We start from the raw sequence: 23,995 nt of genomic DNA, 5'->3' as shown, positions 1-23,995 counted from the left end.
AATGTTGTATTATGAAATTTCTCGATCAAGTTAAAATTTATATTAAGGCTGGAAACGGCGGTGACGGTTCACCAAGTTTTAGAAGAGAAAAGTATGTTGAATTTGGAGGACCTGATGGAGGTGATGGAGGCAGGGGTGGCTCTATCATTTTAAAATCAGAAGAAAACTTAAACACTTTAATTGATTACAGATATCAACAACATCATAAAGCTCAGCGTGGAGAGAATGGTTCTGGTCAAAATCGAACAGGTAAAAGTGGTGATGATTTGGTTTTAAAAGTTCCTCTTGGAACCCAGGTATTTGAAGAAGATAACAAAACTCTATTGTTTGATTTTAACAAAAAAGGAGAAGAGTACATTGCAGCTAATGGTGGCAAAGGTGGTTTGGGAAATACTAGATTTAAAAGTTCTACAAACAGAGCTCCAAGAAAATTTACGAAAGGAACTTTGGGAGAAGAGTTTACAATTTGGTTACAACTTAAAACAATAGCTGATATCGGAATTATCGGATTACCTAACGCAGGAAAATCAAGTTTGTTGGCAGCACTTACAAACGCAAATCCTAAAATTGCTAATTATAAATTTACAACACTTAATCCTAACTTAGGTGTTGCTAGCTATGATGATAAAGAAATCACAATAGCCGATATACCAGGATTAGTAGAAGGTGCCCATGAAGGTGTTGGACTTGGGATACAGTTTTTAAAACATATAGAAAGATGCAAATCTTTATTACATTTAATTGATATTACTAATCTTGATCTTAAGGAATCTTATGATCAGGTTAAAAATGAACTTAAAAATTACAGTTCTAAAATGCTTGAAAAGAGAGAGTTAATTGTGTTTAACAAAATAGATTTAATTGATGAAGACACAGCTAAAGATGTAATTGATGATTTCTCTAAAGATAAAAATTGTGAAATAATGACTATGACAACTTTAAATAAAGAGTCGGTTTCAAAAATTAAGGCAAAATTATTATCCTATGTATCTTAAAAACTCGAAAATTATTGTTATTAAAATTGGTTCATCTTTATTAGTTGATGAAAATAAAAAAATTAGAAAAAAATGGCTTTCAAGCTTTGCGAGGGACATCAAAAAACTAAAAGATAAAAATCAAAAAATAGTCATTGTTAGTTCAGGTGCTATCGCTCTTGGATGTAAAAAAATGAATTTTAACAAAAAAAATATTAAGTTAGATAAAAGTCAAGCAATTGCCTCTATTGGCCAAATTGAACTAATGAATTTATTCTCTCAGACCTTCTCAAAATTCAAATTAAATATTTCACAAATTTTGTTAACTCTAGAAGATACGGAGGAACGAAGAAGATCCTTAAATGCCAAAAGAACATTCGAAAATTTATTCGAACTTGGATTTATCCCAGTTGTTAATGAGAATGATACAATTGCAACAACTGAAATAAAATATGGAGATAATGATAGATTGGCATCTAGAGTAGCTCAAATTACAAACGCCGATACATTAATTTTACTTTCAGATGTAGATGGCCTTTTTACAAAAAATCCAAAAATAAATAAAGACGCTAAACTAATAAAAATAGTAAATGATATAAACAAAGACTTAAAAGAAATTAATATCAAAGGAATTAATGAATATGGAAGTGGAGGAATGCAAACAAAAATTGAAGCTGCTAAAATTTGTCAATTAGCTGGCAGCAGTATGATTATTGCAAACGGACTGTATTCAAATCCTATTTCAAAAATTATTGAAAAAAATAATTGTACATGGTTCAGCCCAAAGGTCTCTAAACTTCATGCTAGAAAAAAATGGATAATTAGCTCAATTGCACCTAAAGGAAATATTGTAATTGATGATGGAGCCAAAAAAGCGTTAAAGCTTGGAAAAAGTTTACTAGCCGCAGGTATTAAAAATGTATCAGGAAGATTTAACAAAGGTGATCATATAAAAGTTTTAGATAAAAAAAATAATGAATGTGCTAGGGGTTTAAGTTCTTTTTCTTCTGATGAAGTAAAAAAAATTATGGGACACCATTCAAATGAAATTCAAAAATTACTTGGGTATGTTGCAAAATCTGAAGTTATTCATAAAGATGATATGGTAGAAGTATAAATGAATAATTATATGAATTTAATCGGTAAAAGAGCAAGAAAAGCAAGTCAATATAAAATAGACACAAAAGTTAAAAATAGTGTTTTAGCCTACTATGCTAAAATGCTTAACGAAAACAAAGGTTTAATAATTAAAGAAAATACTAAAGATATTAATTACGCAAAAAAAATAGGATTAAAAGAAAATTTAATTAATAGACTTCATTTAAATGAGAAAAAAATAAACGACATCAGAAATTCTATTATTAGTATTATTAAATTTAAAGATCCCATTAATCATGTTCTAGAAAAGTGGAAAAGACCTAATGGATTAAATATTAGTAGAGTATCAATTCCAATAGGAGTTATTGGTGTAATTTATGAAAGTAGGCCAAATGTTACATCAGATGTTGCGGGTTTATGTTTCAAATCAGGTAATGCAGTAATCTTAAGAGGAGGTTCTGAGGCAATTAATTCAAATAGAATTTTATCAAAACTTTTTAGAAAAGCGCTCAAAAAAAATAAAGTAGATGAAAACTTTATACAATTTATAGACTCTAAAAACAGAAAGATGGTTGATGTAATGCTTTCCAAAATGAAAGAATATATTGATGTTATAATCCCACGTGGTGGAAAAAATCTTGTAAGAAAAGTTCAAGAACTTTCTAAGGTTCCTATAATTGGTCATCTTGAGGGTATTTGTCATACATATGTCGACAAAGACGCTGAATTAAAGATGGCAAATAGAGTTGTTACTAACGCAAAATTAAGAAACACCAGCATATGTGGGGCGACCGAAACCATTATTCTACATAAAAATATTGTTAAAAAATTTAGCAATACAATCCTGGGTAATTTAGAAAAAAATGGTTGTAAAATTTATGGAGAAAAGACTTTGGCTAAATTTTATAAAGGTAAAATTTTTAAAGCTACTGAAAAAGATTGGTCTACAGAATATTTAAGCTCAGCAATTTCTGTTAAAATAGTAAACAACCTCAATGAAGCTATAAGTCATATTAATAAGTATGGAACAATGCATACAGACTCAATAATTACAAAAAACAAAAAAACAGCTAATCAATTTTTAAAAGAAGTCAAAAGCTCTATTGCTATGCATAACACTTCAACTCAATTTGCAGATGGAGGTGAATTTGGGTTCGGAGGAGAAGTTGGAATTTCTACCAATGTACTACCACCAAGAGGGCCTGTAGGACTTAATCAACTTGTTTCATACAAATATCAAATTACAAGTAACGGTAAAATAAGAAATTAATTTGAAATCAAATAAGACAAAAATAGGAATTTTAGGAGGATCATTTGATCCTGCTCACAGAGGTCATCTAGCAATTTCAAAAGAAGCAAAAAAAAGATTTGAGCTTAAAAACATTATTTGGGCAATCACAAAAAAAAATCCTTTTAAAAACCAGAGCAAAACCTCAGTTACTGAAAGAATAAAATTCTGTAAAAAAATTATTGGTAAAAATTCATTTATAAAAGTGAGATTTTACGAAAATAAAATTAATTCAAATAAAACAATCGATTTAATTAATCATTTGAAAAAAAATAAAAATATTGAAATCTATTTTTTAATGGGAGCAGATAACTTAATAAATTTTCACAAATGGTATAAATCAAAATCTATTTCACAAAAGTGCAATATTTTAGTTTTCGATAGACATGGCTATAAAAAAAACTCATTAAAATCAAAGACATTTAAGGCTCTCAGTAATACTACCCTCAAATTCGTAGAGTTTAATAAAGTCAACATTTCATCTTCTCAATTAAGAAAAATTTGATAGTCTAAATTTAATTAATGGATAAAATTTCAGATCTCAAAAAAATTGTAATTACCACATTAGATCTTAACAAAGCTGAGGACATAGTAACTATTGATCTTAAAGATAAAAGTTCGATGGCAGATTATATGATAATAGCAAGCGGTACATCATCTAGACATATACAATCTTTATCTGAACAAGTTTTAGAAAAGCTTAAAGATAATGGAATTAAAGACTCTAAAATTGAAGGTAAAGAAAGTGGTGAATGGAAATTGGTAGACGGTATAGATCTAATTGTTCATATTTTTCATCCAGAGAAAAGAAAATTTTATGAATTAGAAAAAATCTGGTCAGAATTTATTCCTAAAGAAAAAGTAATGATATGAAAATAATTAAATATTACTCAATTATTTTTTTATCATTTTTTTATTTGAGTTCAGCAAACTCTTCTGAAGTAGATATTTACAAAAAGATAGATTTATTTGGTGAGGTTTTAGAAAAAATAAATAGAGAATATATTGATGAGATCAACCAATCTGAGAGTATGGACTCTGCTATCAATGGCTTACTTCAATCTTTAGACCCTTATTCATCTTATATGTCTCCAGAAATTCTGGAGGAGATGCAAACTGAAACTAGCGGTGAATTTGGTGGCCTTGGAATTGAGGTAAGTATGGAAGCAGGAGTTGTTAAAGTTATTTCACCTATTGACGACACACCAGCGTCAAAAGCTGGATTAAAAGCTGGTGATTACATTGTGAAAATTAATGATACTCAAGTTCAAGGAAAATCTCTAAGTGAAGCTGTTGATTTAATGCGAGGCCCAGTGGGTTCAAGTATAGAATTAACAGTTAGACGAAGGGGAGAAAAAAAAGCATTAACATTTAATATCACTAGGGAAATAATTGAAATTCAATCAGTAAAGTCAGAGCTATTAGAAGAAAATATTGGCTATATTAGATTAACTTCATTTAATGAAAACAGTGGTGATCAAATAGAAAAGCAAATAAAGAAATTAAAAAAAAATAAAAATCTTAATTCGTTTATTTTGGATTTAAGAAATAATCCAGGTGGGTTACTAAACCAAGCAATAAGAATATCTGATTTCTTTTTAGAAGATGGTGAAATTGTCTCCACAAAAAGTAGAAAAAAATCTGATAATAGAAAATGGTTTGCAAAAAAAGGAGACATAACTGATGGAAAAACATTATTGGTACTGATAAATTATGGATCAGCTTCAGCATCAGAAATTGTTGCAGGAGCTTTAAAAGACCACAAAAGAGCAATTGTTGTAGGTGAGAACAGTTATGGCAAAGGTTCAGTTCAATCTATTATTCCTCTTAAAAATAGAGGTGCAATACGTTTAACTGTTGCAAAATATTATCTTCCATCCGGAAAATCTATATCTGAAGTTGGTGTACGTCCAGACATTGAAGTGAATGAAGAAGGTGATGATTTTAAAATAAGAACCGACACTGATAATCAACTAAATTACGCAATTAAATTACTCAACGGATAAAATGAAAAAAGATTTACATAATCTTCCACTAAGAAGTGGGGTAGGAATTGTTGTGTTAAATAAAGAGAACAAAGTATTTGTTGCTAAAAGAATAGATAACCCTAAAAATTTTTGGCAAATGCCTCAAGGCGGTGTAGATGAGGGTGAGGATTTTTTAAAAGCTGCTTACAGAGAACTTGAAGAAGAGACCAGTATTAAAAATGTTGAATTAATAAAAGAATTAGATGGGACTATAACTTATGAACTTCCAGATAGATTACTTGGTTTGATTTGGAAAGGAAAGTACAGAGGTCAAAAACAAAAATGGTTTTTAATGAAATTTGTCGGGTCAGATAGTGAAATAAATATCAAAACTAAACACCCTGAGTTTTTAGAGTGGAAATGGGTAGAGCTAGACAAAATCACAGACTTAGTGGTTGATTTTAAACTACACGTTTACAAAGAAGTTAAAGATAAAGTAAAAAAAATTCTTAATTAAGAGTTTTTAAAACTTCAATTTTTTGATCTACTAAATATTTAGCTTGATCATTAATATCTGATTTTCCTGCCTCTTCTTCAGCTTTTTTCAGTAAATCCTGTTGAACAGATTTATCCATATCAGACAAATTATAAATTGAGCTTGTTAGAATAGATAAATTATTATTTTTAAACTCTACTATACCATCCTCAACGTAATAATTTTCATCACCAGATTTTGAACTTACTTTAATAATACCTGGTTTTAAAAATGAGATAATTGAAATGTGATCTTTTAATATCCCCATTTCTCCCTCAAAAGCAGGTACTACTACTTCCGATACATCTTCTTTGACCAAAAAAGATTTTTCGGGATTTACTATCTCAATTTTAAATTCTTCGCTCATTAAGCTGCAGCTTCTTTTTCCATTTTTTGAGCTTTTTCAATAGCCTCTTCAATTGTACCGACCATATAAAAAGCTGCTTCTGGCAAGTGATCATATTCACCCTTACAGATTGCATCAAATCCTTTGATTGTGGATTCAAGATCAACTAATTTTCCTGGTGAACCTGTAAATACTTCCGCAACAAAGAATGGTTGAGATAAAAATCTTTGAATCTTTCTTGCTCTTGCTACAACTAATTTATCTTCCTCAGATAATTCATCCATACCAAGGATAGCAATAATATCCTGAAGTGATTTATAAGATTGTAAAATTCTTTGTACATCTCTCGCAACTCTATAGTGCTCATCACCAACTATTCTTGGATCTAAAATTCTTGAAGTAGAATCTAATGGGTCTACTGCAGGATAAATACCAATTTCAGCTATTTGCCTTGAAAGTACAGTGGTAGCATCCAAGTGAGCAAATGATGTTGCGGGTGCTGGATCAGTTAAGTCATCAGCTGGAACATAAATCGCTTGCACTGAAGTAATTGATCCTTTGTTTGTTGTTGTAATTCTTTCTTGAAGATTACCCATATCAGTAGCTAATGTAGGCTGATATCCTACAGCTGATGGAATTCTACCTAATAAAGCAGATACCTCTGAACCAGCTTGAGTAAATCTAAAAATATTATCAACGAAGAATAAAACGTCTTGTCCTTCTTGATCTCTAAAATATTCTGCAACTGTTAATCCAGTTAAAGCAACCCTTGCTCTTGCTCCTGGGGGTTCGTTCATTTGTCCATAAACCAATGCAGCTTTAGAACCAGGGCCATCTTGCTTGATTACTCCAGATTCCATCATCTCATGGTAAAGATCATTTCCTTCTCTAGTTCTTTCTCCAACTCCAGCAAAAACTGAAAATCCACCATGTGCTTTCGCAACGTTGTTAATCAATTCCATAATTAAAACTGTCTTACCAACACCAGCACCTCCAAATAGTCCAATTTTTCCTCCTTTGGCATATGGTGCTAATAAGTCGATAACTTTAATACCAGTAACTAATATTTCAGTTTCAGTTGATTGATCATTAAATTCAGGCGCAGCTCTGTGAATAGGCCAGCTTTCTTTAGTTTTAACCTCACCTCTTTCGTCAATTGGCTCACCAATTACATTAATAATTCTACCTAGTGTTTCTGGTCCAACAGGTACCTGGATAGGAGCATTCGTATTTACAACTTCATCTCCTCTTTTTAATCCTTCAGTAGCATCCATTGCAATAGTTCTTACAGTTGTTTCTCCTAAGTGCTGAGCAACCTCTAAAACCAATCTATTGTCACCATTTTTACATTCTAATGCTGTTAAAATTTCCGGTAATTCTCCTTCAAATTTTACGTCTACTACCGCTCCAATAACTTGTGTGATTATTCCTTTGCTCATAATTATAAACTTTCTGCTCCTGATATGATTTCTATTAGTTCTTTAGTAATTGCTGCCTGACGACTTCTATTATATTCGATAGTAAGTTTGTCAACCATTTCACCTGCGTTTCGGGTTGCATTATCCATTGCACTCATTCTGGATCCTTGTTCGCTAGCTGAATTCTCTAACATTGCCTTAAATATTTGTGTTGAAATATTTTTTGGCAACAAATTGCTTAAAATTTCGTCTTCATCTGGTTCAAATTCGTAACTTTCATCTGAACTATTTTCGTTACCCTCATCATTTAAAGGAATTATTTGTTGAGCCTGTGGGATTTGTGTAATTACATTTTTAAATTTATTGAAAAAAATTGTACAAACATCAAATTCACCTGCTTCAAATTTTTCAATAATAATTTTTCCTACTTTATCTGCATCAAAATAATTTGCATTTTTCGACTCTTTAAAAGAAATATTTTCAATTATTTTATCACCATAAATTCTCTTAAGCTGGTCATTGCCCTTTGAACCTACAGTGATAATTTTAAGCTCTTTATTCTCATCTAAAATTTTAGAAAAGTAACTTTTTGCTTTCTTAATTATGTTGGAATTAAACCCACCACATAGACCTCTATCTGATGTCATAACAACACAAAGATGAACTTTGTCTTCTCCTGTACCAGCTAATAACTTTGGTGCATTTTCTTTATCTGAAATTCCACTAGAAAGGTTTAAAATTACATTGTTCATTTTTTCTGAATAAGGTCGTCCTTTTTCAGCACTTTCTTGTGCTTTTCTTAATTTTGCAGCTGCAACCATTTTCATAGCCTTAGTAATCTTTTGTGTAGATTTTACACTGGCTATTCTTTTTTTTAGGTCGTCTAAACTTGCCATATCAAATTAAGATTTAAGGGTTTCCTTTAATTGAGTAATCAGTTCAACTAACAACTTTTCTTTATCCTCTTCAATTTTTCCTGAACTTTGTATCGACTCGATAATCTCAGGTTTTTCTGATTTACATTTTTCAATGATTTTACTTTCAAAACCTGCGACATCCTTTAAATCAATATCATCAAGATATCCTTTAACACCACAGAAAACCGAAATTACTTGTTCAGCAACTGTCATTGGAGAATATTGCTTTTGTTTTAGAAGCTCAGTTAATTTTGATCCTCTATTCAATAACTGTTGAGTAGAAGCATCTAAATCTGAACCAAATTGAGCAAATGCTGCCATTTCTCTATATTGAGCAAGCTCAAGTTTCATAGATCCTGAAACTTTTTTCATCGCCTTAGTTTGTGCGGATGAACCTACCCTTGAAACTGATAAACCAACATTAATTGCAGGTCGTATTCCTTGGTTGAATAATTCAGTTTCTAAGAAAATCTGACCATCCGTAATTGAAATTACGTTTGTTGGAATAAATGCAGATACGTCTCCACCTTGAGTTTCAATAATTGGAAGTGCTGTTAAAGATCCTCCACCATGTTCATTACTCAATTTCGCAGCTCTTTCTAGTAATCTACTATGTAAATAGAATACATCTCCTGGATAAGCTTCACGTCCTGGAGGTCTTCTAAGTAAAAGTGACATTTGTCTGTAAGCAACTGCTTGTTTTGATAAATCATCGTAAATAATCAATGCGTGCATTCCATTATCTCTGAAATATTCACCCATAGCACAACCAGTATACGGAGCTAAAAACTGAAGTGGTGCTGAGTCAGATGCTGTCGCTGCAACAATTGTTGTATATTCCATTGCACCAGCTTCCTCTAAAGTTTTTTGAATTTGTCTAACAGTTGATCTTTTCTGACCTACAGCAACATAAATACAATATAATTTTTGTTTTTCGTCACCTGATTCATTGATTTTTTTTTGATTTATGATCGCGTCGACTGCAACAGCAGTTTTTCCAGTCTGTCTATCACCAATAATTAATTCCCTTTGCCCTCTTCCTATTGGAACCAAACTATCAATTGATTTTAAACCTGTTTGCATTGGTTCATTAACTGATTGTCTAGGGATAATTCCAGGAGCCTTAACCTCTACTCTGCTCTTTTGTACACTTTTATCTAATGCACCCTTGCCATCAATTGGATTTCCCAAACCATCTACTACTCTACCTAGTAACTCTTTTCCAACTGGCGTATCAACAATTTTTCCAGTTCTTTTTACAACATCACCTTCTTTAACATTTCTGTCATCACCAAAAATTACAACACCAACATTTTCGCTCTCTAAGTTTAGGGCCATACCTTTAGAGCCATCAGAAAATTCAACCATCTCTCCAGCCTGAACATTGTCAAGACCGTAAATTCTAGCGATACCATCACCAACTGATAAAACTTGACCTACCTCAGTAACCTCTGCTTTATCTCCAAAATTTTTTATTTGTTCTTTTAATATTTTTGTAACTTCTGAAGGATTTATTTCCATTTATGCCTCTATCATTCTATTTTCGATTTGTTGTAATTTACTTTTAATTGAGGTGTCAACCATAGTACTCCCTACCTGTACTACTAAACCTCCTATTAAACTTTCATCATGTTTGTAGTTTAATTTTATTTTTGAACTAAAATTTTTAGTTAATTCTTCCGTAATTTGTTTAATTTCTTCATTAGATAATTGTTTAGCAGATCTTAATTCAGCTTTTAGCTCACCTCTTTTTTCTGAACAGATCTCGATGAAACTTTTAAGAATTCTTTCTACAAAAAAGAACCTTCTTTTTTGAATTAAAAAACTTAAGAAGTTTTTTAACAATTGATCAAATTTATAATTTTCTGAGATTGTATTAACTACTTTTAATAAATCATCTTGGCTTGTAGTTGGATCTTTTATTAAATTGGAAAAATCTTGGCTTTCTTCTAGCAATTTTAGAACTGAGAGTGACTGCTCTTCTATTTGGGATGTAACATTACTTTCAGTAGATAATTCATAAAGCGCAAGTGAATACCTTTCTGCTGAAGTAATTGAAAATCCTGTGTCTTTGCTCAACTTGATACCTCTAAAATGTTGAAGATTATTTAAAAATCACGCTCTAATTAGCATATGACCTTTATGTCTTCAAGTGACTGATTAACGAAAAAGTCCTCTTTTTTGGGCCTAATTGAAGTTAATTGGATCAACATCAACTGAAAGTTTTATTCCTTTAGAAAATTTGTATTTTGGAACTGATTTTGCAATAGCATTTTGTAGTTTCATAGATTTTGAGCCTCTAATTAAAAATCTGACCCTAAAATTTCTTTTTAGTCTAAATATAGGTGCTTCAACTGGACCTAGTATATTTCCCTCAATATTATTTTCTAAATATTTTTTAAATTCATAAGCTTCTTTTTCTAATTTTTTTTGATTTTCACCAGTCATAATCAAGGAAATAAATCTTTGATAAGGTGGAAGTTTATTTTTTTTTCTAATTTCTAGTTCTCTTTTTAAAAATATATCAGGATTATTATTTGTAATTTCTAAAATCATATTCTTATTATTGTTATAGGTTTGAAAATATACTGTTGCAGGTTTTCCTGTTCTTCCAGCTCGTCCTGATAATTGATGATATAACTGCAAATTTTTTTCTGCACCTCTCAAATCATTCCCATTAGATGACAAGTCAATATCAACAACAACAATACAATTTAAACTTGGAAAATGAAATCCTTTAGAAATTAATTGTGTACCAACTAATATCTCAGTTTGATTATTTATAATTCTTTCTAATTTATTTGACGAGTCTTTTTTATTCATTGTATCACTCGAGAAAATTTCAACTTCCTTATTAGGGAATTTTTTTTTAACTTCCTCAGATATCCTCTCTACACCAGGTCCGCTAAATACAAAATTACACTCACCCTCTTTTGAACAATCTCTTTTTAAATCAGTTTTAAAACCACAATAGTGGCATAATAAATTATTTTTATTTTTATGATAAACAAGGTTGATAGTACAATTTGGACAAGAATAGCTAGTTAAACAATTTTTGCACAACGCATGAGGTGAAAAACCTCTTCTATTTAAAAAAAATAAAACCTGATCTTTTCTTTCAAGGTGAAAATTTACTTTTTCAATTATTTTATCTGATAACCATGATTGTTTTTCAAGTTTAGTTTTATTAAGATCTATAATTTCATAATTAGGTAATGAAGCATTCTTATATCTCTCTGTAAGTCTTGATAAGGAATATTTTCCTTTTTGAATATTTTCAAAAGTTTCAATTGATGGAACAGCTGTTACTAAATTAACTGGTATATTTTCAAATGAAGCTCTAGAGATTGCCATATCTCGTGCATTATAAGTTACACCTTCATCTTGTTTAAACGATTGATCGTGTTCTTCATCTACAATTATAATACCTAGATTTTTAAAAGGTAAAAATAATGATGATCTTGCTCCTATAATTACTTTAACTTCTCCATTTGATATTCCGCTCCAAATTAATTCTTTCTTTTTTTTTGAAACTCCTGAGTGCCACACTGCTGCGTTAAAACCAAAATATTCATTAAATTTTTTTTCAAATTGACCTGTTAAACCTATTTCAGGTAACAAAATTAACCCCTGATATCCTTGTTTTATAAGGTTTTTTAAAGCCTCAAAATATACAAGAGTTTTACCTGATCCTGTTGTTCCTTGTAACACGTGCACTCTAAAATTTTGGTTAGTACGTTCCATTTCTTCATAAGCTTTGATTTGATCTTTTGTTAATTTTATAGACGTATTTTTGATTTCACTTTTAAAATTATTATAAGAACTTAGTTCCTTATTTTCTATCGCATGATTACTTAATAAAATAAGCTTTAGCGCCATTCCTTTAGGAATAATATTGTAATCTGAAAACCAATTTAAAAATTTAATGGTATTTTTTTTTAGGGGTGTCACATCTAACTTTCTCAAAACTTTTTTTATTTTAAATGTTTTTTTGCTATTTTTTTCAAATTCATCCCAAACGACACCTGTAATATTTGATTTACCAAAAGGGACTTCTACGTAGTCTCCTAATTTAAGATCAATACTACTTTCGTAAGTAAATGGATGATTAAAAATATTTGGTAAAAGAATCGGAAATTTCATTTTTTAATAATATGAAAAAAAACTAATGGTGTATCTATATTTTTTAGTTCTTTTTAAAAAATAATATCAAATTATAGAGCAAAAAAATAATACTTAGCATAAAGGACATAAAACTAATATAATCAGAAATAGTTTGAAATGTATTTTTATTAAAATTCATTTGTTTATAATTTAATAAATTAATTAAATTTTCTTTATTATTTTTTTTAAAATTTTTATTAATCTTACAATCATTATTTTCTGGGAAAAGTAAGCAAGATGGGTTTATGAAATTGTAATTACCATCGTTATCTAAATGAAGTGGATCACCAATTTGTAGAAATTGAGTATTCGCAATTTGCAGTGTTCTAGAGAAAAATAAATCCTTTTGAGGTCTAGTTTCCAACTCATAACCATATATCGGCTGGTAACATGCAAACGATGAAAGATTTAAATTAAAATAATCATTTCTTTGTATCATTATTGATTTATTTTCTTCGTTGATAATCATTGATTTAAAAATTATTTCATTATTTTTATCTGTGACTGCAGCAAAACTCTTTATTTCTAAATCTTTATCATCATTATTTTCAATTTTGTAATATAAAACTCTCATATTATGAGGATTGAAATTTTGATTACTGTAATACTCTTCAGTATAAAAATTATATAATTTTGATTGAACAATTATTATGAACATCAAAAATACATAAAGATATTTGATTTTACGTGATATTTTAATCGAATTTAATATTGATACTGAAAAGAGAATGATAGGAATTATGTAAATTATATTCCATCTAATATGAAGCCAAGAGTTTCCAATTAAAGGAAAATCATTCCAAAATTTGTTAATTGAGAATAGATTTGCATTTAGAATAAAAGGAATTATTAAAATCAGAATTAAAGAAACTAGAGTCGACTTATTAAATTTAAAATTTAGATAATTTTTAAAATTAAAAAGAAAAATTAGGATACAAAATAAAGGAATTATAGAGATTCCTACTTCAATTTCATGAACTCCAATAGCACCATCAGAATCATCAAATAATATAGAATTATTAAAAAATTCTGCATCTGAAAATAAAAAGAAAGATTTAATTGTGTGTAATATGTAACTTAAAGAATTTTCGAAATAAACAGGCTCTAGTTTCCTGCTAAAATTTTTTAAAAAATAGAATGATGCAGATATCTTTGATATTGAAATTAAAAAAGCTAACGAGGAAGATATTAAAAAATGACGAAAAGTAATGAAAAATTTTTCAAATTTTAGATTAAATATAAGCAATATAGAAATTATACTAATTACAATCATTACAATTGTGTAAGAAGCGCCTGAATAAATTATTGAAGCTAAAGTCAAACTAGAAAGAACAAGATGAACTATACTTAAATTCTTTTTTTTATTTTTTAAACTTGATAATAAAAAAAAACAATACAATGGTACAAAAGCTAAACCTGCATATCCTATATGCCCAACAATCAGTCTGTATGTTATAAATCCATTAAATAAAAATATAGTTGAACCAACAAGAGAAGAATAACTATCAAATTCGAAATTTTTTCTTAAAAGAAAAAACATTCCAAGATAAGAAATTAATGAATAATATAAAAATAATACTTGGGTAGCAAAGACTGGTTCAAAAATAATATAAAAAATTTGCTGAATAGAAAAAAACATTGTTTGGGGATCGGGATAAAATGGTATACCGCAACAAAAACTTGGCGAAAACCATGGAATATTTAAAAAATTTTTTTCAAACCAGATTTTTCCAAATATAAAATTTGGCATAAAATATTCAAAGTCATGACCCAATAAACCATTTTCATTTGGAAAAAAATTTAAATAAGTATTTTGATAAATGAAAAAAATAAAAAATAATAGAAAGTAAATAAAATTTTTTTTTATAATTTTTAACATTTTGTAGAATTTAATATTTTATTAACTATAAAATATTAAATTATGAATATTAATCAATATGATGGTTGGGAATTAGAAAATTTTGACAAGGCATATAACTTCAGAAAATTACAAATTAATAAAATTAAAAAATATATAAAAAATTCAAAAATCCTTGATGTTGGATCTGGCACTGGTGGATTAATTGCTTACTATTTAAAAGAGACAGAGGATTTATCTATTATAGAGCCTTCAGAGAAACTATTAAATAAAATAAAAGATAAGTACGATACATTTCCTTTAAAAGTTTATAGTCACAAAAAAAACATAAATGAAAAATTTGATGCAATCTTATACATGGATGTTATCGAACATATAGAAAATTACAATCTAGAAATAAAAGAAATTTTAAAATATTTAAAAAAAGATGGTGTATTGATTTTAAATGTACCAGCATTTAATTTCCTTTTTACTCAATTTGATAAAGATGTTGGGCACACTAAAAGATTTGAGAAAAAAGACTTAATAAAACTATCTCTAGAACATGAATTGAAAATACAAAAAATTGAATATTATGATTCAATTGGTTTCATATTAATATTTTTTTCAAAATATATTTTTAAATTTTACCTAAAATCTAAAAATGTCACGAATAATATAAGAATTTGGAATTTTCTAATACCATTATCTAAGTTCATAGATAGAATTACATTTAATTTTTTTGGCAAATCTTTAATTTGTGTTTTAAAAAAAAATTAAGAGTGTATTGCTCTTTTATCTACTGATAATGCAGCTTCTTTTACTGCTTCTGAAAAAGTTGGGTGTGCATGACATGTCCTTGCTATATCTTCTGAACTTGCACCAAATTCCATAGCGACACCAATTTCTGCGATTAATTCTCCTGCATGAGGACCTATAATATGAGCTCCTAATACTTTGTCTGTTTGCTCATCAGCTAATATCTTTACAAATCCCTCGGCATCATCAATTGCTTTAGCTCTTGAATTTGCCATAAATGAAAACTTACCAACTTTATATTTTTGATTGAGTTCTTTTAATTGTTCTTCTGTTTTTCCTATAGATGCAACTTCTGGAGTTGTAAACACAACACCTGGAATTGTATCATAGTTAACATGTCCAGATTGCCCTGCAATATTTTCAGCAACTGCAATTCCTTCATCTTCAGCTTTATGAGCAAGCATTGGTCCTACTATTACATCACCAATAGCAAAAATATTTTCGACATTTGTTTTAAAAGTTTTATCAGTTTTTATTCTCTTTCTTTCATCTAAATCAATTCCTACTGTATCTAAATTTAATCCATCAGTATTTGGCTTTCTTCCAACTGAAATTAATACCACATCACATTCAAAATTGTTTTTATTGCCATCTTTATCTACTGTTGAAACAACTGTACCGTTGCTATTTTTCTGAATTGTTTCAACTTTGTTTTGCATATTAAATTTAATGCCTTGTTTTTTTAAAATTTTCATAAACTCAGATGAAATTTCTTTATCCATTCCAGGTGTAATATGATCTAAAAATTCTACAACCTGAACTTCTGAACCTAATCTTGACCAAACTGAACCCATCTCTAAACCAATGTAGCCACCTCCAACCACAACCATTTTATTTGGTACTTTTTCTAATTTTAAGGCCCCTGTAGAAGAAACAATTACTTTTTCATCAATATCAATTCCAGGTAATGAAACTGGCACAGAACCAGTTGCAATTACCGTTTTTTCTGACTCAATAATTGTCTCATTATTCTTATCATCTTTAATTAAGATTTGATTTTTTGATTTAAAACTTCCGTGACCTTTAAAATAAGTAACTTTGTTTTTTTTTAAAAGAAATTCAACACCTTTGGTCAATATTGTTACAGCTTTATCTTTGCTTTTCATCATCTTTTCAAGATTAAGTTTCACCTCACCTATCTCGATACCCTTATTGGATAAATTTTTTACTTTATGAAATTCTTCAGAAAGATTTAATAAACTTTTTGAAGGTATGCAGCCAACATTTAAGCAAGTTCCTCCTAGTGAACCCCTAGACTCTATACAAGCTGTTTTTAAACCTAATTGTGCAAGCCTAATTGCACAAACATAACCACCAGGCCCTCCTCCAATAACTACAGCTTGAAATTTTTCTGACATTTAAATATCCAAAAATAATCTTCTAGGATCTTCTAGATTTTCTTTAATCATTTTTAAGAAAGAAACAGATTCTTTACCATCAATAATTCTGTGATCATAAGAAAGAGCTAAATACATGATAGGTCTTATTTTTATTTCACCTTCTACTACCACTGGTCGCTCTACAATGTTGTGCATGCCTAGAACACCAGATTGGGGTAAGTTTAGAATTGGAGTTGATAACATTGAACCATACACTCCACCATTACTGATGGTAAATGTTCCTCCTTGTAGATCTTCAATTGTTAGTTTTCCATCTCTAGCCTTTTCAGAAATATCTTTGATATTTTTTTCAATATCTGCAAATGAAAGCTCATCTGCATTCCTTAAAACTGGAACAACTAAACCTTTATCCGTACCTACAGCAAAACTAATATTATAATAGTTTTTATATATAATTTCATCGCCATCAATTTCAGCATTAACAGCAGGGAAATGTTTCAAGGCCACTACACATGCTTTAACAAAGAATGACATGAAGCCTAATTTAATTCCATATCTACTTTGAAAGTCTTGTTGATTTTCTTTTCTCATTTCCATTATATTTGTCATGTCAACTTCATTAAAAGTTGTAAGTAATGCAGCATTTTCTTGAGCTTGTTTTAATCTCTTAGCAATTGTCTGTCTTAGTCTGGTCATTTTAATTCGTTCTTCTTGACCATATTGAATTTTTCTCTCTGATGGTTTTGGATTTGCTCCCATTAGACCAATTAAATCTCCTTTTAAAACCTGACCATTTTTTCCTGAACCTTGAACTGAATTAACATCAATATTATTTTCAGTAACAATTTTTCTGACAGCAGGAGACAAAGTATCATTTTTATTATCTATTACTGGCGCTGGTTTTGGTGCTACTTCCTCAGTTAAAACTAAGGGCTTAGGTTTTTGAATTTCTGTTTTTTTATCTTCAAAAATTTCTGGTTCTTTTTTATTTGTATCTAATTTTATTACATTGTTTTCAGGAGGAGCTTCTTCAACTTGTTTGGGTTCCTCTTTTTTTTCAGTTGGTATCACTTTTGCTGAACCATTTTCTGAAACAGAACCTAATAAAGCCCCAACTTCCACTGTGGAGCCATCTTGTGAATTAATTTCTGTTAAAACACCAGTTATTGGTGATGGGACTTCTAAATTAACTTTGTCAGTTTCAAGTTCAACAATTGGTTCATCAGCTTCAACTGCATCTCCAGTTTTTTTTAACCATTTTGCAACCGTTGCTTCTGTAATACTCTCACCAAGTACTGGAACTACTATTTTTTCACTCATTATAATTTAATCAAACACCTTATTAATTATTTCTTGTTGCTGAGAATTATGCCTCTTTGCATATCCAGTTGCTGGAGTTGCATCAGGGCTTCTTCCTATATAAGAAATTTCATTATATTTAGCCTTTAAAGTATCTAATGTCCATTGAATATAATCTCTCACTGAAAACCATGCTCCCATATTCTTTGGCTCTTCTTGACACCAAAAAAATTCAGCATTTTTGGCATAAGGTTTAAGTTCGTTTACTAAAGCTTTTGCTGGGAAAGGATAAAGTTGTTCTATTCTAAACATAATTACATCATCTCTTTTTAATTTTTCTCTAGCGTCAAGTAAGTCAAAGTAAACTTTGCCTGAGCACAAAATAACTTTTTTAATCTCAGAGCTTTCTTTAAGTTTAATAAAACCATTTGATTTTGGATCGATCGCATGATCCCACAAAACTCTATGGAAAGTATTTTGTTTGTTAAAATCCTCTAAGTTAGAAACACAGTATTTATTTCTGAGTAATGACTTTGGAGTCATTATAATTAGTGGTTTTCTAAAATCTCTATGCATTTGACGTCTTAATGCATGATAATAATTGGCTGGAGTTGTACAATTCATAACTTGCATATTGTCGTTTGAACATAACTGTAAAAATCTTTCTAATCTAGCAGATGAATGTTCAGGGCCTTGACCTTCGTATCCATGAGGTAACAACATTACAAGGCCTGATGCTCTATTCCATTTTCTCTCACCTGATGCTATAAACTGATCAATCACAACTTGAGCTCCATTTGCAAAATCTCCAAATTGAGCTTCCCAAATCGTTAGAGTGTTTGGTTCAACTAAACTGTAACCATATTCGAAACCTAAAACTGCAAGTTCAGATAAAAAACTATCTACTACTTCAAATTGTTTTTGACCTTTGACAATATTATTTAATGGAATATATCTCGAATTATCAATTTGATTTCTTAGTACAGAATGTCTTTGACTAAAAGTTCCTCTACCGGAGTCTTGTCCAACTAAACGAACTGGATATCCTTCAACTAACAAAGATCCAAACGCAAGAGCTTCTGCTGAAGACCAATCAATTCCCACTCCTTTTTCAATCGAGTCTCTTCTCGCATTTAATATTTTACTAATAGTTTTATGAATATTTTTTTCTGATGGTACTGTATTTATTTTTTTTGAAATTATTTTTAATTTCTCCTCATCAAAACCTGATATTCCTCTTTTATCTTTTCCTTTCTCAGGTTTATATCTTGACCATGTACCCTCAAACCATTCTATTTTAGGCTTGTAGTCTTTTGCACTTTTATATTGATCATCTAATAAATCTTTAAATGATTTAACATTTTGATTTAATAATTCTTGAGTAATTGATTTTTCATTAACCAGTTTATTCCCATAAATTTTATATACACTTGGGTGAGATTTAATTTTTTGATACATCAATGGCTGAGTAAACGATGGCTCATCTCCCTCATTATGACCAAACCTTCTGTAACAAATTAAATCTACTACAACGTCTCTATTAAATTTTAATCTGAATTCTGTAGCTATTCTGGTAGCATAAACAACTGCCTCTGGATCGTCTCCATTAACATGTAAAATTGGAGCCTCAACCATTTTTGCAACATCAGAAGGATAAGGTGACGATCTTGCAAATCGAGGACTCGTTGTAAAACCAATTTGATTATTTACAATTATATGAATAGTTCCACCAGTGTTATGTCCTGGTAGACCTGACATAGCAAAACATTCTGCTACCACGCCCTGTCCAGCAAATGCTGCATCACCATGAATTAGTATTGGGATAACTTTGTTTCTTTCTTTATCTTTATGAAAAAATTGTTTTGCTCTAGTTTGTCCTAAAACGACAGGATTTACTGCTTCAAGGTGAGATGGATTATCTGTCAAACTAACATGAACAGAATTTCCATCAAATTGTCTGTCAGAAGATGCACCAAGATGATATTTTACATCTCCAGCACTATCCTCAGAGTCATCACTATATTCACCAGCAAATTCATTAAATATTCTTTTATAAGATTTTTGTAAAACGTTAGCCAAAACATTTAATCTGCCTCTATGAGACATTCCAATTTTAACCTCTTTAATTTGTTGTTGACCACCAATTTTAATTATTTGTTCAAGTGCAGGAATTAAACTTTCTCCTCCATCTAATCCAAATCTTTTTGTACCAACATACTTGGTTGCTAAAAATTTTTCAAAACCTTCTGCCTGAACTAATTTATTTAGAATTGCTTCCTTACCATTTTTAGTAAACTGAAGAGCTTTATCGTCTTGCTCAATTCTATCTCTAAACCATTTTCTTTCGTCGGGATTAGAAATATGCATAAACTCATAACCTATTTTTCCACAATAGGTTTTTTTCATAAATTTTAAAATTTCTTTAATATTGGCATACTTTTTATTAATCACGCCATTTAAGAAAATTTTTCTTTCATAGTTTTCTTTCTTAAAACCATAAAACTCTGGATGAAGTTCATCTAAATATTCAGACTCTCTCATTCCCAAAGGATCAAGATCAGCTAGCAAATGCCCCCTTAATCTGTAGGCTCTGATTAACGCAACAGCACTTATTGAATCTTTGTTAGAGTCTGCAAGTAATTGAAAATTAAATTTTTCTGAAGTATCTATTTTTTCATTATTTAAATTAGTAATTTCATTTTCATCTATTTTCTTTTGAAGCTCATCAATATTTATTTTTGTTTTTTCTGGTCCCCATGATGGTCCATTTATTTCATTAGCAATAACTTTTATTTCATCACCAATTCCTTCAAAATAATTTAACCAACTTTCAGGGAGATCTTTATCTTTGTTGATGAATTTTAAGTACATTTGTTCAATAAATGCACTATTTGATTTATGTAAAAATGAATTTTTTTCGAAATCGAGATTTTTTGATGATGACATCTTTTTTATTTAATATATCCCTCTAAAAAATATTTTTCAATTAGACAGTTTATCAAATAAAGTTTTACCAATTATTGATGGTGATTTTGCGACTGTAATTCCACATTCTTCCATTTTTTTTATTTTATCTTCTGCACCACCTTTGCCTCCAGAAATAATTGCACCTGCGTGCCCCATTCTTCTACCTGGTGGCGCAGTAATTCCAGCTATAAATCCAACTGTTGGTTTTTTAATTTTATGGTTTTTCAAAAATTCTGCCGCTTCTTCCTCTGCAGAGCCCCCTATCTCGCCAATCATTAAAATTGATTGTGTCTCTTCATCATTTAAAAATAGATCTAAACAATCTATGAAATTTGTACCATTTATTGGATCTCCTCCAATTCCAATGCATGTTGATTGCCCTAATCCATTTTCAGTTGTTTGAGCAACTGCTTCATAGGTTAAAGTTCCAGATCTAGATACAATTCCAACTGAACCTCTTTTATGAATATTACCAGGCATAATTCCAATTTTACATTCATCAGGAGTTATAATTCCTGGACAATTTGGACCTATAAGTCTGCTATTAGACCCATCTAATTTTTTTCTAACCTTAAGCATATCTTGAATTGGGATACCTTCAGTAATGCAAACGATCAATTCAACAGATGCATCGATAGCTTCTATAATTGCTGCGGCAGCAAATTTTGCAGGCACATAAATCATAGTGGCATCTGCCCCAACTGCATCTTTAGCTTCAGCTACAGAATTAAATACAGGTCTGTCTAAATGCTTTTGACCTCCTTTTTTAGGAGTAACACCTCCTACTAAATTTGTTCCATATTTTATTGCTTGCTCTGAATGGAAAGTTCCATGTGCACCTGTAAAACCCTGACAAATTACTTTAGTTTCTTTATTAACTAAAACTGACATTTATTTAATAGCCTCAACAATTTTCTTAGCAGCATCATCTAAGTTCTCTGCTGAAATTAATTTTAAACCTGAATTATCTAAAATTTCTTTTCCTTCTTTAAAATTTGTCCCTGCAAGTCGAACTACTAAAGGTACACTAATATTAATTTCTTTTGCAGCGTCCACTACTCCTTGTGCAAGCACATCACATCTCATTATTCCCCCAAAAATATTTATCAAAATTCCCTTCACATTTTTATCTGAAAGAATAATTTTAAATGCTGCAGAAACTTTTTCTTTTGAGGCTCCACCTCCTACATCTAAGAAATTAGCTGGCTCTTTACCATATAATTTGATTATATCCATAGTTGCCATTGCTAACCCTGCACCATTAACCATACATCCAATACTTCCATCTAACTTGATATAAGCTAAATCATGTTTGCTAGCTTCAATCTCAGTTGGATCTTCTTCATTTAGATCTCTTAATTCTAAAATTTCAGGGTGTCTAAATAATGCATTAGAGTCGAAATTAACTTTCGCATCTAAACAAACAATCATTCCCTCTTTTGTTAAAATTAAAGGATTTACCTCAACCATATTAGCATCTGTACTAATAAACATTTTATAAATCGATTTGATTAGTAAAATTGCTTGATCTTTTGCATCACTGTTTAAATCAAAAATTTTAATTACTGACTCACAATCTGCATCTGATATTTCTTCAGCTATATCAACTTTAGTTGTAATAATTTTTTCTGGATTTGAGCTTGCTACTTCTTCAATATCCATTCCACCTTGGTCACTTGAAATAAATGCGATCTTTGAGCTCGCTCTATCAACTAAACATGATAAATAGAATTCTTTTTCTATATTAGAGGATTCTTCAACATATAATCGCTTAACTTCTCTTCCTTCTGGTCCAGTTTGATGAGTTACAAGTGTTTTTCCAAGCAACTCATTTGCTGAATTTTTTAATTCCTCAAGTGTATTAAGAATTTTAACTCCTCCAGCTTTACCTCTACCACCAGCATGAATTTGAGCCTTTAAAACATACTTTTCAGTTTTTAAATTTTTTGCTTTTTCAATCAAGTCATCAACATTTGTTGAAAAAAATCCTGCTGGAACTATTGCTCCATATTTCTTTAAAATTTCTTTCGCTTGGTGCTCGTGAATATTCATTATTATTTTGAAAGATCTGGATCTATTTTAGAGGCAGCTTCCCAAAGAGCTTTTACAGCATCAATAGAGTGCATAAACTCTTTATTCTCTTTTTCATCTAAATCCACTACTTCAATTTTCTCAACTCCATCCTTACCAATTACAACTGGTACTCCAGCATAAACATTTTCTACTCCGTACTCACCATTTAACTGTACTGCGCAAGGTAATAATTTTTTTTCATCTTTTAAATATGATTCAGCCATTTGAACTCCCGATGCTGCAGGTGCATAAAAAGCAGAACCTTTTTCTAAATACTTAACGATTTCTGCTCCACCGTCTCTAGTTCTTTGATTAATTTCTTCAACTCTCTCTTGAGAAATCTTTCCCTCTTTCACAAGATCCAATAAAGGTTTGCCAGATACTTTTGTAAATCTTGGCATTGGAACCATAGTATCTCCATGACCACCCATAACCATTGCTTCAATCTCTCTCACAGGCACACCAAACTCTAATGATAAAAATAGTTTAAATCTTGAGCTATCTAAAATTCCTGCCATGCCGACAACTTTATTTGCTGGCAAACCTGAAAACTTTTGAAAAGCCATAACCATTACGTCTAAAGGGTTGGTGATACAAATTACGAAGGCGTTTGGAGCGTTTTCTTTTACTCCTTGAGCTACCTGCTTAATAATTTTTAAATTTATACCAAGAAGATCATCTCTACTCATTCCTGGCTTTCTAGGAACTCCTGCTGTAATTATAATAACATCAGAATCTTTAATATCTTTATAATCGTCTGTACCTGACAATTTTACATTAAATCCATCAACAGATGATGATTGAGCTATATCTAAAGCCTTTCCTTTAGCTATTCCACTTGCAACGTCAAATAAAACAACTTCATCAACAAGCTCCTTTATTCCGATTAAATGTGCTAATGTTCCACCTATTTGGCCTGCGCCAATTAAAGATATTTTTTTCATTTATTTCCT

Annotated in this window: 21 protein-coding genes; 8 read left to right on the top strand and 13 right to left on the bottom strand. The window is 30.1% G+C overall.

What is annotated here, in order from left to right; translation table 11 throughout:
* Positions 1–11: 11 nt before the first annotated feature.
* Genes cgtA through ACTTBE_RS06340 form a run of 7 tightly spaced genes read left to right on the top strand, consistent with a single transcriptional unit; the run spans position 12 to position 5,844 of the window.
* Positions 12–995, top strand: coding sequence for an Obg family GTPase CgtA (gene cgtA, locus ACTTBE_RS06370; RefSeq protein WP_262589877.1), 984 nt, complete (start codon positions 12–14; stop codon positions 993–995).
* A complete protein-coding gene (gene proB, locus ACTTBE_RS06365; RefSeq protein WP_440634806.1) occupies positions 985–2,091 on the top strand; it encodes a glutamate 5-kinase in 1,107 nt (368 codons plus the stop codon). Before cgtA ends, proB begins: the two co-directional genes overlap by 11 nt.
* Entirely contained in the window at positions 2,092–3,342 is a 1,251-nt protein-coding gene (locus ACTTBE_RS06360; protein WP_440677629.1) for a glutamate-5-semialdehyde dehydrogenase, read from the top strand.
* Positions 3,338–3,865: a nicotinate (nicotinamide) nucleotide adenylyltransferase gene (gene nadD, locus ACTTBE_RS06355; RefSeq protein ID WP_440677871.1), complete on the top strand. Its 528-nt coding sequence runs from the start codon at positions 3,338–3,340 to the stop codon at positions 3,863–3,865. The genes ACTTBE_RS06360 and nadD overlap by 5 nt, the downstream gene beginning before the upstream one ends.
* Positions 3,866–3,882: 17 nt before the next feature.
* On the top strand, positions 3,883–4,233 hold the full coding sequence (rsfS, locus tag ACTTBE_RS06350; RefSeq protein ID WP_440677628.1) for a ribosome silencing factor: 351 nt from the start codon (positions 3,883–3,885) through the stop codon (positions 4,231–4,233).
* On the top strand, positions 4,230–5,366 hold the full coding sequence (locus ACTTBE_RS06345) for a S41 family peptidase (RefSeq protein ID WP_440653134.1): 1,137 nt from the start codon (positions 4,230–4,232) through the stop codon (positions 5,364–5,366). The genes rsfS and ACTTBE_RS06345 overlap by 4 nt, the downstream gene beginning before the upstream one ends.
* A gap of 1 nt (position 5,367) precedes the next feature.
* On the top strand, positions 5,368–5,844 hold the full coding sequence (locus ACTTBE_RS06340; RefSeq protein WP_440677627.1) for an RNA pyrophosphohydrolase: 477 nt from the start codon (positions 5,368–5,370) through the stop codon (positions 5,842–5,844).
* Here the strand turns inward: ACTTBE_RS06340 and atpC are convergent.
* The 7 genes from atpC to ACTTBE_RS06305 form a co-directional block, all read right to left on the bottom strand.
* Positions 5,837–6,229: an ATP synthase F1 subunit epsilon gene (atpC, locus tag ACTTBE_RS06335; RefSeq protein ID WP_440633077.1), complete on the bottom strand. Its 393-nt coding sequence runs from the start codon at positions 6,227–6,229 to the stop codon at positions 5,837–5,839. The genes ACTTBE_RS06340 and atpC overlap by 8 nt on opposite strands.
* A complete protein-coding gene (atpD, locus tag ACTTBE_RS06330) occupies positions 6,229–7,647 on the bottom strand; it encodes a F0F1 ATP synthase subunit beta (RefSeq protein WP_262589885.1) in 1,419 nt (472 codons plus the stop codon). Before atpD ends, atpC begins: the two co-directional genes overlap by 1 nt.
* 2 nt (positions 7,648–7,649) lie before the next feature.
* Entirely contained in the window at positions 7,650–8,522 is an 873-nt protein-coding gene (locus ACTTBE_RS06325) for a F0F1 ATP synthase subunit gamma (RefSeq protein ID WP_440677626.1), read from the bottom strand.
* A gap of 6 nt (positions 8,523–8,528) precedes the next feature.
* A complete protein-coding gene (atpA, locus tag ACTTBE_RS06320; RefSeq protein WP_440677625.1) occupies positions 8,529–10,064 on the bottom strand; it encodes a F0F1 ATP synthase subunit alpha in 1,536 nt (511 codons plus the stop codon).
* A complete protein-coding gene (gene atpH / locus ACTTBE_RS06315; RefSeq protein ID WP_440677624.1) occupies positions 10,065–10,622 on the bottom strand; it encodes an ATP synthase F1 subunit delta in 558 nt (185 codons plus the stop codon). It lies immediately after the preceding gene.
* Positions 10,623–10,730: 108 nt separating this feature from the next.
* On the bottom strand, positions 10,731–12,686 hold the full coding sequence (priA, locus tag ACTTBE_RS06310; RefSeq protein WP_440677623.1) for a replication restart helicase PriA: 1,956 nt from the start codon (positions 12,684–12,686) through the stop codon (positions 10,731–10,733).
* A 43-nt stretch (positions 12,687–12,729) separates the two neighbouring features.
* Positions 12,730–14,586, bottom strand: coding sequence for a hypothetical protein (locus tag ACTTBE_RS06305; protein ID WP_440677622.1), 1,857 nt, complete (start codon positions 14,584–14,586; stop codon positions 12,730–12,732).
* Positions 14,587–14,628: 42 nt separating this feature from the next.
* Here ACTTBE_RS06305 and ACTTBE_RS06300 point away from each other — a divergent pair, with 42 nt between their 5' ends.
* On the top strand, positions 14,629–15,324 hold the full coding sequence (locus ACTTBE_RS06300; RefSeq protein ID WP_440677621.1) for a class I SAM-dependent methyltransferase: 696 nt from the start codon (positions 14,629–14,631) through the stop codon (positions 15,322–15,324).
* On the opposite strand, the gene lpdA is transcribed toward ACTTBE_RS06300, so the two are convergent.
* From lpdA to mdh, 6 genes are read right to left on the bottom strand one after another with little or no spacing between them, the layout of a single operon-like run.
* A complete protein-coding gene (gene lpdA / locus ACTTBE_RS06295; protein ID WP_440677620.1) occupies positions 15,321–16,721 on the bottom strand; it encodes a dihydrolipoyl dehydrogenase in 1,401 nt (466 codons plus the stop codon). The two genes, ACTTBE_RS06300 and lpdA, sit on opposite strands and share 4 nt — an antisense overlap.
* Entirely contained in the window at positions 16,722–18,023 is a 1,302-nt protein-coding gene (gene odhB, locus ACTTBE_RS06290; protein ID WP_262589891.1) for a 2-oxoglutarate dehydrogenase complex dihydrolipoyllysine-residue succinyltransferase, read from the bottom strand.
* 6 nt (positions 18,024–18,029) lie between these two features.
* Positions 18,030–20,948 (bottom strand): 2-oxoglutarate dehydrogenase E1 component, encoded by a 2,919-nt coding sequence (locus tag ACTTBE_RS06285; RefSeq protein WP_440677619.1) that lies wholly within the window; start codon positions 20,946–20,948, stop codon positions 18,030–18,032.
* A gap of 36 nt (positions 20,949–20,984) precedes the next feature.
* Positions 20,985–21,860: a succinate--CoA ligase subunit alpha gene (gene sucD, locus ACTTBE_RS06280; protein WP_075506079.1), complete on the bottom strand. Its 876-nt coding sequence runs from the start codon at positions 21,858–21,860 to the stop codon at positions 20,985–20,987.
* Positions 21,861–23,021 carry an ADP-forming succinate--CoA ligase subunit beta gene (sucC, locus tag ACTTBE_RS06275; protein WP_440677618.1) on the bottom strand — a complete coding sequence of 387 codons (1,161 nt, stop codon included), beginning with the start codon at positions 23,019–23,021 and terminating at the stop codon, positions 21,861–21,863.
* A 2-nt stretch (positions 23,022–23,023) separates the two neighbouring features.
* On the bottom strand, positions 23,024–23,986 hold the full coding sequence (gene mdh, locus ACTTBE_RS06270; protein WP_440635423.1) for a malate dehydrogenase: 963 nt from the start codon (positions 23,984–23,986) through the stop codon (positions 23,024–23,026).
* Positions 23,987–23,995 lie beyond the last annotated feature (9 nt).

The organism is Candidatus Pelagibacter sp. HIMB1587 (genome assembly GCF_052047775.1).
Lineage (GTDB): Bacteria > Pseudomonadota > Alphaproteobacteria > Pelagibacterales > Pelagibacteraceae > Pelagibacter.
This window is presented reverse-complemented; position numbering and strand designations above follow the sequence as displayed.

Coding starts and splice junctions, on each gene's coding strand:
- cgtA (WP_262589877.1), top strand. CDS start 12: ATGAAATTTCTCGATCAAGTTAAAATTTATATTAAGGCTGGAAACGGC.
- proB (WP_440634806.1), top strand. CDS start 985: ATGTATCTTAAAAACTCGAAAATTATTGTTATTAAAATTGGTTCATCT.
- ACTTBE_RS06360 (WP_440677629.1), top strand. CDS start 2,092: ATGAATAATTATATGAATTTAATCGGTAAAAGAGCAAGAAAAGCAAGT.
- rsfS (WP_440677628.1), top strand. CDS start 3,883: ATGGATAAAATTTCAGATCTCAAAAAAATTGTAATTACCACATTAGAT.
- ACTTBE_RS06345 (WP_440653134.1), top strand. CDS start 4,230: ATGAAAATAATTAAATATTACTCAATTATTTTTTTATCATTTTTTTAT.
- ACTTBE_RS06340 (WP_440677627.1), top strand. CDS start 5,368: ATGAAAAAAGATTTACATAATCTTCCACTAAGAAGTGGGGTAGGAATT.
- atpC (WP_440633077.1), bottom strand. CDS start 6,229: ATGAGCGAAGAATTTAAAATTGAGATAGTAAATCCCGAAAAATCTTTT.
- atpD (WP_262589885.1), bottom strand. CDS start 7,647: ATGAGCAAAGGAATAATCACACAAGTTATTGGAGCGGTAGTAGACGTA.
- ACTTBE_RS06325 (WP_440677626.1), bottom strand. CDS start 8,522: ATGGCAAGTTTAGACGACCTAAAAAAAAGAATAGCCAGTGTAAAATCT.
- atpA (WP_440677625.1), bottom strand. CDS start 10,064: ATGGAAATAAATCCTTCAGAAGTTACAAAAATATTAAAAGAACAAATA.
- priA (WP_440677623.1), bottom strand. CDS start 12,686: ATGAAATTTCCGATTCTTTTACCAAATATTTTTAATCATCCATTTACT.
- ACTTBE_RS06305 (WP_440677622.1), bottom strand. CDS start 14,586: ATGTTAAAAATTATAAAAAAAAATTTTATTTACTTTCTATTATTTTTT.
- ACTTBE_RS06300 (WP_440677621.1), top strand. CDS start 14,629: ATGAATATTAATCAATATGATGGTTGGGAATTAGAAAATTTTGACAAG.
- lpdA (WP_440677620.1), bottom strand. CDS start 16,721: ATGTCAGAAAAATTTCAAGCTGTAGTTATTGGAGGAGGGCCTGGTGGT.
- odhB (WP_262589891.1), bottom strand. CDS start 18,023: ATGAGTGAAAAAATAGTAGTTCCAGTACTTGGTGAGAGTATTACAGAA.
- ACTTBE_RS06285 (WP_440677619.1), bottom strand. CDS start 20,948: ATGTCATCATCAAAAAATCTCGATTTCGAAAAAAATTCATTTTTACAT.
- sucD (WP_075506079.1), bottom strand. CDS start 21,860: ATGTCAGTTTTAGTTAATAAAGAAACTAAAGTAATTTGTCAGGGTTTT.
- sucC (WP_440677618.1), bottom strand. CDS start 23,021: ATGAATATTCACGAGCACCAAGCGAAAGAAATTTTAAAGAAATATGGA.
- mdh (WP_440635423.1), bottom strand. CDS start 23,986: ATGAAAAAAATATCTTTAATTGGCGCAGGCCAAATAGGTGGAACATTA.